General features: G+C 36.2%; 12 protein-coding genes. 10 read left to right on the forward strand and 2 right to left on the reverse strand.

Annotated features, from left to right (window positions below):
• Positions 1–86: 86 nt before the first annotated feature.
• Positions 87–458: a hypothetical protein gene (locus HBN50_RS02995; RefSeq protein ID WP_273867822.1), complete on the forward strand. Its 372-nt coding sequence runs from the start codon at positions 87–89 to the stop codon at positions 456–458.
• The gene (locus HBN50_RS03000; RefSeq protein ID WP_273867823.1) at positions 455–841 is read left to right on the forward strand and encodes a hypothetical protein; all 387 of its coding nucleotides are present in this window, start codon (positions 455–457) and stop codon (positions 839–841) included. Before HBN50_RS02995 ends, HBN50_RS03000 begins: the two co-directional genes overlap by 4 nt.
• Here the strand turns inward: HBN50_RS03000 and HBN50_RS03005 are convergent.
• Positions 818–3,811 carry an alpha-1,6-glucosidase domain-containing protein gene (locus HBN50_RS03005; protein WP_273867824.1) on the reverse strand — a complete coding sequence of 998 codons (2,994 nt, stop codon included), beginning with the start codon at positions 3,809–3,811 and terminating at the stop codon, positions 818–820. The genes HBN50_RS03000 and HBN50_RS03005 overlap by 24 nt on opposite strands.
• Before the next feature lie 195 nt (positions 3,812–4,006).
• Here HBN50_RS03005 and HBN50_RS03010 point away from each other — a divergent pair, with 195 nt between their 5' ends.
• From HBN50_RS03010 to HBN50_RS03045, 8 genes are all read left to right on the forward strand, one after another.
• Positions 4,007–5,299 (forward strand): NCS2 family permease, encoded by a 1,293-nt coding sequence (locus HBN50_RS03010; RefSeq protein WP_273867825.1) that lies wholly within the window; start codon positions 4,007–4,009, stop codon positions 5,297–5,299.
• A gap of 129 nt (positions 5,300–5,428) precedes the next feature.
• Positions 5,429–5,917 (forward strand): hypothetical protein, encoded by a 489-nt coding sequence (locus HBN50_RS03015; protein WP_273867826.1) that lies wholly within the window; start codon positions 5,429–5,431, stop codon positions 5,915–5,917.
• Between the two features lie 88 nt (positions 5,918–6,005).
• The gene (locus HBN50_RS03020) at positions 6,006–7,229 is read left to right on the forward strand and encodes a hypothetical protein (protein WP_273867827.1); all 1,224 of its coding nucleotides are present in this window, start codon (positions 6,006–6,008) and stop codon (positions 7,227–7,229) included.
• 116 nt (positions 7,230–7,345) lie between these two features.
• The gene (locus HBN50_RS03025; protein WP_273867828.1) at positions 7,346–8,431 is read left to right on the forward strand and encodes a sensor histidine kinase; all 1,086 of its coding nucleotides are present in this window, start codon (positions 7,346–7,348) and stop codon (positions 8,429–8,431) included.
• A gap of 171 nt (positions 8,432–8,602) precedes the next feature.
• Complete coding sequence (locus HBN50_RS03030) at positions 8,603–9,091, forward strand: DUF4402 domain-containing protein (RefSeq protein ID WP_273867830.1); 489 nt, start codon at positions 8,603–8,605, stop codon at positions 9,089–9,091.
• Between the two features lie 63 nt (positions 9,092–9,154).
• Complete coding sequence (locus HBN50_RS03035) at positions 9,155–9,934, forward strand: hypothetical protein (RefSeq protein ID WP_273867831.1); 780 nt, start codon at positions 9,155–9,157, stop codon at positions 9,932–9,934.
• Entirely contained in the window at positions 9,922–12,420 is a 2,499-nt protein-coding gene (locus HBN50_RS03040; protein WP_273867832.1) for a hypothetical protein, read from the forward strand. The genes HBN50_RS03035 and HBN50_RS03040 overlap by 13 nt, the downstream gene beginning before the upstream one ends.
• Positions 12,420–12,827, forward strand: a complete 408-nt coding sequence (locus tag HBN50_RS03045) for a DUF4402 domain-containing protein (protein WP_273868343.1) — start codon at positions 12,420–12,422, stop codon at positions 12,825–12,827. Before HBN50_RS03040 ends, HBN50_RS03045 begins: the two co-directional genes overlap by 1 nt.
• On the opposite strand, the gene HBN50_RS03050 is transcribed toward HBN50_RS03045, so the two are convergent.
• On the reverse strand, positions 12,824–13,069 hold the full coding sequence (locus HBN50_RS03050; RefSeq protein WP_273867833.1) for a hypothetical protein: 246 nt from the start codon (positions 13,067–13,069) through the stop codon (positions 12,824–12,826). The genes HBN50_RS03045 and HBN50_RS03050 overlap by 4 nt on opposite strands.
• Between the last annotated feature and the right edge of the window lie 135 nt (positions 13,070–13,204).

A 13,204-nucleotide genomic window follows, 5' to 3' on the forward strand; every position in this document is an offset into this window, starting at 1 on the left:
TTTGTGCCTTTATCCTTGAATATTTTATAGTGTTTTTCTTTATTTTCGGTGTTGCCTGTTAGGAGAAAAAGTTTGAAGATAGAGGAATGTTAAAGCGCTTTATAATTAAATTACTCTGCTTCTTTTGTGGCTGTTCTCTTTGTTTTGTTCTTCATACAAAGTTTGATGTTAGTGCTGTCGTTGCTTCTTGTATCGTAGGTCTTTTTGGGACATTTATTCCATTATCAAAGCTTGGGAATGTTAAAGATATCCAGAATGCTGTTTATGCTGGAAGCTTTGCTGGCATGTGTTCAGCAGGAGTGTTGACTCATTTTAGTCAAATCTTTTTTCTATCTCTTTTAGGTGCAAGTTTCTATTTACTTACGATTGATCTATTTAAAGGGTATGGTGGTAAACTTGGTACAATCGCATTTATTAGTGTTTCTCTTGTTTATTTACTAAAAGGAAGTCTTTTGTGATTGCGATGAGTCTCTTTATTTCTTGTATTGCTGCATGGCTTACTTTTGAAGTCTCAAAGTATCCACAAGTTGGTAGTATTAGAGCATCTGCTGGTTTAACTTTACTATCATTTATAGATTTTAACTTGATTCACTACTTCTTTGATATCGATGTTCTTTATTTCACTAGTATTTTCTTTGGTGGAACCTTTGTCGGAATGAGTTGTCCTACAAAAGTTACGACTATTGAAATTCTTATTAGTGCTTGTTTCTTTGCACTCTTTTTTATTTTTCTCGTTCCACTGGTTCCTGGTATGGGTGGAGCTCTTGGACTGAGTGCATTTCTCTCTGTTGTCCAGACCAAGATCCTTCACAGAAGCTTATTTAAGAAAGTAAACCATTAAGCTCATACAGGGTACACTTATCTTGCCATTTTTCTTATCAATAAAAGCTTCTTCTCTTAATTCTGTACCTGAGTTGTCGAGTAGTTCTTTCAAAACTTTCTCGTTTGATTCGCTCAAATCCTTTGCCAAGACAATATTACCATTTTTGATATCATCATCTTGAAAATGGAGCCATTCGTCCCATGATGTGTTGAAAAGAACATAGGCGGCCTTATTATCTGAATCGATTCTTTCGCCATTTCTATCGTCAATTTTCATCACTAAGAGTCGTGAGTCATGATTTCCATTTTTATCTGTGATATTTTCTGGAAAGCTAACTTTTTGTTGCACTTGCTCTCTTGTTCTCAATCTAAAAAGAGGGGAGCTCTTTCTTGTTTGAAGCATTGTTTTAAACCACTCCAAATTGTTTTTAATCTGATCACTTGAAGGACTTGGGATTTTAAGAAGTCTTTCTTTCCAATTTGGCCATGCATGTAGGTTTTCTTCCTGCCACGCTGGTGGAAGTCCTTTTCGCCAGTTATTTGTTGTATACGTATAATCTAGACGGTTGAACCAGTCTCCCGAGTTATAAGAGTTTTCATCTCCAGATTTTGAACGAAGAATTTCTACCCCTGCGTGAAAAAATGGAATTCCTTGAGCAAGAGAGATAAAGCCAATACCCATTTGTTGCATCTTCACAACCTTTTCCATTGGGGCCCATAATCCTACTTTTGCTAGAAGGTGATCAAAGAGAGTTGCTTTGTCATGTGCCGTCAAATAGTTGATCGTCTCATCGGGACTATTATAAATTCCTTCGTGCCAGTCATTCATTGTCGCTCTTAAGGCTAGTTTTACTTGATCGCGATTTTCAGTTTTATCAGTAAGGTAAGAGTCATCGACAAAGAGTTCTCTTTCATTTTGTCCCTTTCCTTTGATGCTATCTCTAAAGATATGATTAAAACTTCCAAGTCCCATTTTAAGTGAAGCTGCTCCCCATTGGTGCAGACTTTCTTCTGGTAAAAGCCACTTGAGAGAGCCAAAATCCCATCCTTCGCCGTAAAGGTAGACTCCTTTTCCGTTTACTCCATCTTTTTCAAGCGTTAGAGAATTGATCGACTCTCTGATATCAACGAGTGTTTCTTTTGTTAGAAAATTCATTAGATCAAATCTAATTCCATCTAATTTATAGTGACGAACCCAGTTGACTGTCGCATCTTTAATTAGTTTTTGAACCATCGTGTTTTCACTGGCCGTGTCAAAACAACAAGAATCTTTTGTCGCGACTCCAAAGTGATCGAGTCGATAGTAGTAATCTGGTACGATCTTATTAAAGACACTATTGTCATAGGTATGATTAAAAACAACATCGACAATTACTCTTAGTCCGCTTTCATGAAGTGATTGAACGGCTTCTCTAAGTTCTTTTACACGAGCACCGCCATTGGTGTCACTTGCATAAGCCCCCTCTGGGGCCATGTAATGATGAGGATCATATCCCCAGTTAAATCCATCGAGATCCTTAATCTTTGTCATGATCTCTTGTTGCTGATCGCTATCAATAGGAAGTCCTTCTAGAACTTCTAAAATGGTTTTATCTTTAAACTCATGGTTTGGATCAAGTTTCTCCATTTTGTCTGTAAGTTCAATTCTTTGCTCTCTATTTTCATTAATTGAGGCCATGTCATTAATTGGAAGAAGGTGAATGTGAGTTAATCCAGATTTTGCAAGTTCACTTAAATGCTTCATACCGTGTGAATCTTTTCTGGTGAACGCTTTGAATGTTCCTTTTTCATTTGCTGGCACTTTTGGGTCGAAGACCGAGAAATCTCTTGTATGAAGTTCATAGATCGTCATATCTGTAGGAGACTCTAGAGGGTAGTACTCAGTTGTCTTGTGCTTATTCCATCCTTTAGGAGCAAAAGATTTATTGAGATCGACTATCTGAGATCTCTTACTATTTTCACTTAATGAAAGAGAGTAGGGATCAGTGACTAGATGTGTTTCTATTTCACCAGCTTCTCTTTGAAACTGCTCAATCTCATAGACGTAGTATTTATTTTCATCACTCAATGCTAATTCGCTATTCCATAGTCCATTTTTCTCTTTCATCTCAATAGTGCGGTACTCCTTCGAATTAGCGCTATCATAGACTCTTAGGCGAATATTTCTTGCCGTTGGTGACCATAGGTTGATGTCGATTTTATTTTTTGAGACGACTGCCCCAAGTTCTATTTCTTTATTACTGAAAAATTGATCCAGTACTCCGGCCTTTTGGAGACCTGAACTATCAATAATATTCCCCTGCTCATCACGAATAACAACAACCATATGTTCTTTGACAAGAGCTCTTACCTGAGATTCATCTAAATCGAATTCTATTTTAGAAAATTGATGATCTCTTAGAAAGGCCCATCTCTTATAAAAAGAACTTTCTTCGTTGTGAAAGTTTCCTTTTAATGTTCCTTTAATTGGAGAGACCACTTTTCCTTCAACGAGTACTTGTTTGCCCTTAACTCGAATAGCACCTTGATCGTTGTGATAAAGTTCTATTTGATGATTTTGTGAAAGTTGAGATGGCCATGCTACAGTTCTTTGTTCAATCCAACGTCCTTTAAGATCGTAGACTTTTTCAAGAGCTTCTGTTGCTTCTTGTTTACTGTAAAAGGCCTTACCCGCTCCTTGAATAAAGAAGACCTTTTCTCCTTTTGTCGGATCAACTTCAACTGGTCCGAGATCAGATTGTCCATTTTTGTGAACGATGACATAGAAAGGCGATTCATTTTGAAGATCGAGATTGACTGCTGTTGAAAGAGGATGAACTTCTGGCCAAACTGTTCGTTGTGACTTTTTAATAGATTCTCCCCAAACGTGGATACCGTACTGCTGAGCTTTTGAATCTTTTCTAAGATAGTTAATTTCTACTGCACTGGCCGTCGTTGTCACTGCGTATGCACAGAAAAGTAAAACTAGCATTTTGTCCAAAAATCTCATGATATCTCCAAAAATTGTTTTTTTATTTAAAGCAAATAAGGTGCCAAACTGATGTTGTTGAATAGTGTGGGTATGGACTCGATATCGTCTAAAACTTAGACAGTTGCTCCTAAACCTAACAAAACCCTAATGCAATAGAGATGGACTTTAATTTGGTTCTCATTAGATAATTGGCCTTTAATTATGGGGGAAAGAATGAAAGAGAGAATCGCAAACTATTTTGAATTTGAACGAAATGAGACGAATTTTAAGACTGAAATTCTCGCTGGGATTACAACCTTTCTAGCAACGGCATATATCATTATTGTGAATCCACAGATTCTAGCTCAATCGGGTCTTTCTTTTAATGCCGTTGTTACGGCGACAATTATTGTGACATTTTTTTCTTCGGCCATGATGGGTCTCTATGCTAAGAACCCCATTGTTCTTGCACCCGGAATGGGAATTAATGCTTTTTTCACATACAGTATTGTTCTAGGGATGGGAGTTAGTCCTTATGTCGCTCTCGGTGCTATCTTTTGGTCAGGTGTATTTTTTCTACTTATGAGTATCTTTAATATAAGAGAGATTATTGTTAAGGCAATTCCTCGCAACTTAAGACTTTCCATTGCAACTGGAATAGGCTTTTTTATTGCCCTTATTGGTTTAATTAATGGTGGTGTTGTCGTTGATAACCCTGCAACTCTTATTAGTGCTGCTAAATTAGATGCTAATGTTGCACTCTTTTTTGTATCACTTCTTTTCATTGCGATTCTTTCTTATTATAAAATTGGTGGTGCTCTTGTTATTGGAATTCTCTTTAGTGCTTTTGGTTTTCATTTCTTAAATGATGTTAAAGTTGGTGCCACTCTCATTTCTTCGCCAGATTTCTCTCTTCTTGGAAAATTAGATTTTACTAATTCACTCGCTCCAGGGCTTATTCATGTGATTTTTAGTCTTATCTTTACCGATCTCTTTGATTCGCTCTCTACTTTTGTCGCGGTCTCGGAAGCAGGTAATCTAAAAGACAGCAATGGTGAACCCAGAAATTTAAAAAAGTCTCTTTTGGTCGATTCCATGGCCACGCTCATTTCTGGTCTTTTTGGAACAAGTTCTGCTACTAGCTATATTGAGTCTGGTGCAGGAATCTCTCAAGGAGGAAGAAGTGGTCTTGTGGCCCTTATTGCGGGTTTTCTTTTTCTACCGTTTCTCTTTCTCTCTCCGGCCCTTTCTCTTTTTCCAAGCTTTTCAACAGCTCCAGTCCTTGTTTTTGTGGGACTTCTCATGAGCCGCTCTATAACAATGATTAATTTTAAAGATCTTGATGAGGCCCTTCCTGCATTTCTTAGCATGATGTTAATTCCACTAACATATTCTATTGGTCAGGGGATTATCTGGGGGTTTTTGAGTTACACAGTTTTAAAAATTGTTCTTGGTAAGAGAAATGAAGTTTCTCTAGGACTGATCATCATTGATATTTTCTGTTTGCTCTCTCTTCTTATGAAGTAGAAAATTAGAAAAAAATACGCACTCTAAGTATTTGGAAACTAGTAGCTTCAAACAAAAGATCCTTGGCCTGTATTCAATTCTTGACCAAAATTTTTGGGGATGAGATGTCTAGAGGGATAGGAGTTTTTTATGAAGGCGATTTTATTAGCAATGTCATTTATTTTCGGTACGGCGCAGGCCTATGATGTCTGTAATGCCAAAGAAGAGTATCCCTATAACTATTATCTTTCAGTGAAAGAAACGAATAAGAGTTATAGAGAGCTTGCTGAGACTTATATTGTTCAATGCTATTATCGCAATAAAAGAGATATGCACGCTGTTAGTGAGTCTACTATTGAGCTTCATGAACGTATTGAAAAAGAAAGAGAATTAAAATGTGTACCGGCTCCTGATGTCTTCGAAAAGGTTAATTACATTTTTAAAACTCTTGAAAATAGCTCTGTCTGTTTTGACAAGGAAGATAAACCCTATCTTCTTCGTTATAAGAGTCGCTATAAAGTATCAGAATATAAGCGTTATAAAATGTTCGGTTTCTTTCCAGAGCGTTTTGCTAGTGAATTTGATTTCTCTTTAATGAAGTACCGTTTAAGAAAGATATCTAAAGATTCCTTTGAGTAAATATCATTGCCGCTTAAATTTAGACTAATTTAAATAACGGATAGCAATTTCCGAGTAAAATTAGAGTGACTTACAATGGAGTCTCTCTGTGAAACTACGGTGGTATCACCATTTCTTTAGTCTCGGTATTGCTATATGTATACTCATGGTTATGAGTGGATTCTATTTCTATAACGTTGAAGAGAATCAAGAATTACGAATTAAGAGTTATATAGCGAGTATTGAAAAAAGTATCATGAGTGAAGTTCGCCTTCTCAATGCCATTGTTCTTTCCTTTAAAAGTGATAAGGCCGTTTTAAATTTTCTAAATTCAAAAAATGAAAACGAGGAACTTAAGAAATTTCTCGATCATCGAGTAAAAACAACTCTCTTTAATTTCACAAATATTAATCAATTTCGCCTTTTAGATGTAAATGGCCTAGAAGTCTATCGTCTAAACTCTTACGGAGGTACGATACTCTTTGTCGATAAGAGAAACCTTCAAGATAAATCGAATCGCTACTACTATAAAGAAATGATTGAACTCAATCGCTATTCATCTTATTTTTCAATGATTGATTTTAATATCGAGCAAGGGAGAGTTCAATACCCCTTGACGACTATGATGAGAGCAGGGACAAATATCTACAGTAGCGAGGACGTTCGAGTCGGCTCGATTATTATTAATATTAATATGGATAAAGTTTTAAAAGACGCTCAAATAGATGAGAAAGTCGATTTTTCTATTATCAATGCCAAAGGTGAGGCCATTAATGGTGATAAATTCTTTTTTTCTTCTCAGGCTGAATTTATTAAAAGTAATGGAAAGCTTAAAAATTTCGATGAAGAGAGTTTGAAAAAAGTTGTTAAAGAAAAATCACAGCTCTTTAGAAAAGTATTAACTAAGAAGATCGATTTATCAGATCAACAGTATATTTTTATTGCGGGTATCAATCCAGCATTTGTTGATGAACAAAGGTGGGATTATTTCTTCATGGCCTTTCACGCCTTTTTATCCATTGTTGTTTTTAATTATCTTGTCTTTTTTCTTTATAATTTTATTAAAAAAGGTGATGACTATAAAAAGGTGATTAAATTTTTAAAAATTGAATCCAATCAATTGCAATCTGATAAAGATAATTTGATTGAGTCATTAGGTCTTGTTTCATGCGAGATTGTAGAGCCTGTAAATTCCCTTGAAGACTCAGCTCTTTTGATTGAGGGCTTTCTAGATTCGCAGGAGATAGAGCTTGCTCGTGAAGAATGTCAGGTACTGTCATCGCGCCTAAAGCAGCTAAAATCCTTTATTCAAAGACTAAAGTCTTCAAAATAACTGAATTTCTATTCATTTTGCGAAAAACTTAAAAAATGTCTAACAAAACATTTGTTTCTTATTTTAAAGCCAATTTCATTTCGCTATTTAATACTTAGCATTAAAAATTGGTGATCATGTTAACAAATTCAATAACCCAAACAATTCTAGAAACTGTGCCTCTTCCTTGTTTTTTCAGGGGAGTTGATTCACGTTATCTCGATTGCAATGAACTCTATGCAAGTGAAGTATTGAATTTACCAAAAGAACAGATCATCGGGCGCTCCCTTTTTGATGACGTTGGAAATACCCCAAACAATCTTTTAAAGAAATATTACTTTCAAGACCAACGACTTTTTGAAAGTGGTGGAAAGCAAGTTTACGATACCGATGTCTATTGTTTTGATGGGGTGATTCGTAAATTTCGCGTTTTTAAAAATTGCTTTTACAATGAACAAGGCGAGATCCTAGGACTTTTTGGAACCATGGTCGATCTTGAAAACTCGCTTCCTTGCTCGAGACTTATGACGATCAACACTGGTCTACAGGCCCTTGGGCGTAAAAGTAGCATTCTCGTGCACGAAATCAATAGTGCGCTTTCCAATTTAAAAATTTTAACAAACCAAGTTGCTGATGCCTCACTTGTTAATCAAAGCCCTTCTGAAGATGTTCTTATCAAGATGCAAACATCTCTAGAGTTAATTGATAATATTTCAAAATGGGCCTTAAGTTATGGACACAAAAGTTTTGATACTCCTTTTGAAGAAGTTGAAGTTTCACGCATCGTTGAAACTGTTGTTCAAACTTTTGGCGATGTTCTTTTAAGTAAGGGTATCGAATTTAACTTTCCTGATATTGGTCAACTCGAGTCGATAAGGGTTCATTGCCAGGTCGTACAAGTTATTCAAGTTCTTCATAATCTTCTTGGTAATGCAACAAAAGCAATTGAAAACCTCGATCATAAATGGATTAAATTATCTTTCGAGCAAACGGAGAGTCACTTTGTTTTTACAGTTCAAGACTCTGGCCGTGGTCTTAGAGAGGAAGAAATTGAGAAAATCCTGCAAAGAAGAGTTGAGAAGAAAGACTTTCTCTCTGGTAGTGGCCTGGGTCTCGATTTAGTTCAGCAAATTCTTCAAAACCATCAAGGGCATCTCTCGATTCCTCAAAATCAGAACAATACAATATTTAAATGCTACTTTAGTCCACATGTCTTGAATTAAATATTTGTTATTGCAAATATTTGAAAAATCTGACAAAATTCTAAGTTCCCGAAAATCAAGCAAAATCTCTTTTTTGATGCTTATCTATTCGTAATTTCTCAAGAGTTAATTTTCTTAACCGAATAGTTAACCACAAAATGAAATAGGGTAACGAATTCAAAAGGAGAAGTTATGAACTTTAAAAAAATTGCCGCTACGACATGTTTTCTTTCTATGGCCACTGTTGGTGTTTTAACAATCGATTCAGCTAAGGCTGCATCTGCCACAGCTCAGGCCCTCGCAGTTGTTACAGCTGCTATTAATATCACTCAAGTTGCTGACCTTGACTTTGGATCAGCAGTTCAAGGTGATGCTTCAAATCTAGTTGCTCCTGGAGATGCTTCTGCAGCAGAATTTTCTGTAACAGGACAACCAAATACGGCCTATACGATTACTCTTCCTGCTGATGGTACCGTTGTTATGACAACGGGAGCTGGTTCAAGTGCGGATGAGCAAATTGCCGTAGACTCATTTGCTTCAACTCCAGCTGTTGGTGCTAACGGACTACTTGATGGTTCAGGTGCACAGACGCTTAAAGTTGGTGCAACAAGAGCGGCCCTAAGTGGAACTCAAGTTGTAGGAAACTACTCAACAAACTTCACAGTTGACGTTGTTTACTAATCACTAAGCTTTCATTGACCCCTCTTCAAATAGGAGGGGTCTCTTTTGAAGTTAAGGAAGATCATGAAATTAATTGCTCTCACTATAGGTTTTCTTTTATCAGTTTCAAGTTTTGCCAACTTACAGGTGTTTCCAACTAAAATTGAATTATCAACGCGTGCAAAAGCTGCAACAGTCACTCTTAGAAATAAGGGAAGTGAAAAGACAACTTATAAAGTTAGTGCTGTGTTTTATCGCCAAGATTATATGGGAAGAATGGTAAGAGTTGATTCACCTAAAGAAGAAGAAAGATCAATTATAAATAATTTAAGATTTTCTCCTCGACGAGTCGTCCTCGCTCCTGGGCAAGAGCAGGTCGTTCGCTTTATGGTAAGAAAGACGGCAAAACTTGAAAGTGGGGACTATAGGGCACACATAAGATTTGAACCTATTAAAAAAGAAGTTGATAATGCCTCTGGAAGAGACAATTTTGTTATGATGAAAGTTGATGCGCGAGTCGCAATCAATGTTCCTGTCATTTATTCCAAAGGGCGATCAAAATCTAAGATTAGTTTGGAAAAATTTCATATGAGTGATTCTAAAGAAGGCCAACTCTATAGTGTCGTCATGAAAAAAGAGGGTCCAGTTTTTCCATTTGGAACCTTTAAAGTTTTCAAAGTTAACAACGAAAAAGAAGAGCTTGTAAGCCTTGTTAATGGTGTAAGTTCCTATGTGGATGAAAGACTTTTTTCTTTTCAGTTTACTAAACCAAAGGATCCCGAAGGAAAGTATGAGATTCGTTTTTACAAAAATGAATACTCAAGACAGGCCCTTGCTGTCGATCAATTTGTATGGAAAAAATAGGTGTTTTCTTCCTTATTCTTACTATTGTTTTTGGAAAAGTCTCCTTTGCCAACGATCAATGGTACGATAATGAACGAATCATGCTGGTAAAAACAGAGAAGGGATTTGTTCTCTCTGATGCTCTCATCTCATATCATATGAATAATCGTTGGTATGTGCCTTTAATCGACTTCTTTGATATCACAGGAATTGAAATTAAATTCTCTAAGGAAAAGAAATACGCGGAGGGGTTTATCATTGATGAGAGAGACCACTATCGAATAGATTTTCAAGAGTGCCACTTAACGTTTAAAAACGAAATCAAAAGCTTTCCTTGTGAGTCTTATGTTGAGCTGATTGACGAGGTTCTCGTTGACAGTGCTATGCTCGAAAAATTATTACCAATTAAATTCAAGATTGATTCGCTCTCTTCCTCCATTATATTGAAGACTTTTAGAACATTGCCTCCTGTTGCAAGAAATATGAGAGAAGATAAGAAAGTCTCATCAAAAAAGACAGAGCAGCATTTCAATGAGCAACCAGTGAAAAGAGATCTCATTGATGGACTTAATTTCGGTCAAGACCTAAAGTATTCTTTTAAAAGAAGTAGTGCCAATAAAAAGACCTCAGATCTCACTCATCAAAGTTCTATCTCGGGAGAAATCCTTACATTTGAGACTCTTGGTAATTATAGAGGAACCAATAATAAAAGAGATTCTTGGTGGTTAAGCTTTGAAAAGAACGATCACAATGCTAAGGCCATTGGAAATCTAGGGTTAAGCGAAGTCAAGATTCACCACTTTAATAGTCCGAGTCTTTCTCTCTTTGGTGGAGGACAAAAGATAACAGGTCTCTATCTCTCAAATCAATCCCTTGAGGAATCAACTCATTTTACAAAGAAAGACTTTTCTGGACCACTAGATAGCGGTTGGGAAGTTGAGCTTTATCACAACGATGTGTTTCTTGGACGCCAAATTGGAAGTCAAAGTGAGCAGCGTTATCTTTTTTCAAATGTTGATCTCTATTATGGCGTTAACCGTTTTCGCTTTGTTTTTTATGGGCCAAAGGGAGAAGTTCGCTACAAAGAAGATACTCTCTCAATTGGTCAAGAATTCTCAAAGAGGGGAAAAGTGATCTATTCAACGAGTATGGGAAAGGATAAGGATCACAATGATTACTATTCATTTGAAGCGACGACTAATATCCTGGATCGGTTTAAACTTGAGGCATTTGGTGTTCATTCGAATGAGTATTATCAAGGCATTGGTATAGGGACATTTTTTAGTGGAATGGTTATTGATTATCGTACTCTATTTCAAAAGGAAAAGAGGGCGATGGAATTGAGCTCAAAATTTAATCTCTTTGGTATCAATACAAATATAACGTATATCAATAATTCAAATCTCAAGACATCACTTCTTGGTGAGAAGAATCCATTGGATTACTCTTATCGATTAACAACGTTAATTCCTTTGCGCTTTATACGAAATCTTCAGCTTTATAGTGACATGAAAAAAGAAATGAAGGTGAATCAAAGTAGTGATGGTCTTTCTCAGTTACATCGTCTTTCGTATTCTGTAGGGCAATTCTATCTTTCTGGAACATTTAATATCGAGCAAGAGAAGTTTTTAAATGAATACTTTGTTCGCTACAGTTGGAATCGAAATTATATTCGTCTTAAAAATCGTTTTGACGAGCAAGGGTTAGTTGATAGTGAATTAGGTCTTCGTTTTGTAAATGAGGACAAATCCAATTACTCACTTAATTCAATCTATCAATATGATAAAAAACTCTTGGCCTTGAATTATAGATCAGATAAGCGCTTTGATCACTTTTCTCTTGGTCATGAATTTGAGGTTAATTCAGATAAAGATATTTCTCTTGGGCTAAATCTCTCCTACGGTCTTACCTATGATGACCAGATTGGAACGAAGTTCTTTGATCGATCAACAAGTGAGTATGGAAATATTAAAGCTTTGGTTTTTCACGATCTCAACAACAATGGAAAAATGGATAATAGCGAAACCCCTGTTGAGGGAGTTGAAGTAAGAAAATTGGCCGGTAATGAAACTCGAGTTTCTGACAAATATGGGCGCTCATTTTTTACCTTCATTCAACCTAAGAGACCAACAGATCTTCGTGTGAGTTTAAAAAACGTTGAAAATATTTATTTGAAATCTCTTGAGCAAGGGAAAAGAGTCTGGGCCCGTGCTGGAAAGACGGCCGTTGTTTATTTTCCTCTTGTTGTAAGAGGGGATCTTGAAGGGGAGGTTAGTCGAAGTGATTCTAATAATCTTTCGATGGTTAAAGGCTCCATTGTTAAAGAGGGAATAGAGATTTCTACATTTAAGATTGAAAATGATGGTTACTTCTTTGTTCCCAATGTTGTTCCTGGAGATTTAACGGTAAAATTTCAATGCGATGAATGTCCTAAGAGGTTTATTGAAAAAAAGATCTCGATGCCTAAAGAAGGTGATAGTCTCTTTATTGAAGGAGTACATTTTTGATGAAAAGTCTATTTCTCATTCTTTTGTTTTTGAGTATCTCAAACTTAACTTTTGGGTTGACGGTTACTACAACTCAGAACCTAAACTTCGGAACACTCGTTCAAGGTGATTCCGCAAAAACAATTCGCCCCAGTAAGGCGGACACTAATAATGCTCGCTTTGATATTGTAGGTGAGCCAAATCGCTCTTTTATGGTCATTCTTCCATCGGAGGTAGAGTTATTCTCTGCTTCAACACCTTCTCAAACTTTAAAGGTTGGAAGCTTTAAGTCTCGACCAAATATATCTGGAAGTCTTAATAGAAAAGGGAAAAAGGAGCTCAGAGTTGGGGCTAAGTTACAAAAAATTCCAAACGGACAGGCTTCTGGTAGCTATTTTGGTTATTTTATTGTCGATGTCATTTATTAGAAGATAATTTCAACAAGTTCACTATTTTTTGGAATAGTGATATCTCCATTCTTTGAATTTACATTGAGAGTTTTCTTTTCAACGAGAAGAGTGACATTTTGATTAGACTTCATCTTGAGAGAAGAGTCATTGATATGGGCACTCGAATAAACGGTTAGTCTTGCTTGCGCTCGCGATGAGCCAGCAAAAACACTTGAGCATAAGAATGTCGAAATCAGTGTGGTGATAATCAATTTCATCATGAAGATATTTTCTCACTAGTGGGCGTGAAATTGAGTCTTTCCTGTTAGTTTTCAATATAAGTTATTGAAAATCGTGAAAAGAGCACTAAAATGACTTAATAGTTAAGAATGGTAAAGATTTTTTGGAAATTTATT

Origin of the sequence: Halobacteriovorax sp. GB3, assembly GCF_028649655.1 — a bacterium.
Lineage (GTDB): Bacteria > Bdellovibrionota > Bacteriovoracia > Bacteriovoracales > Bacteriovoracaceae > BSW11-IV.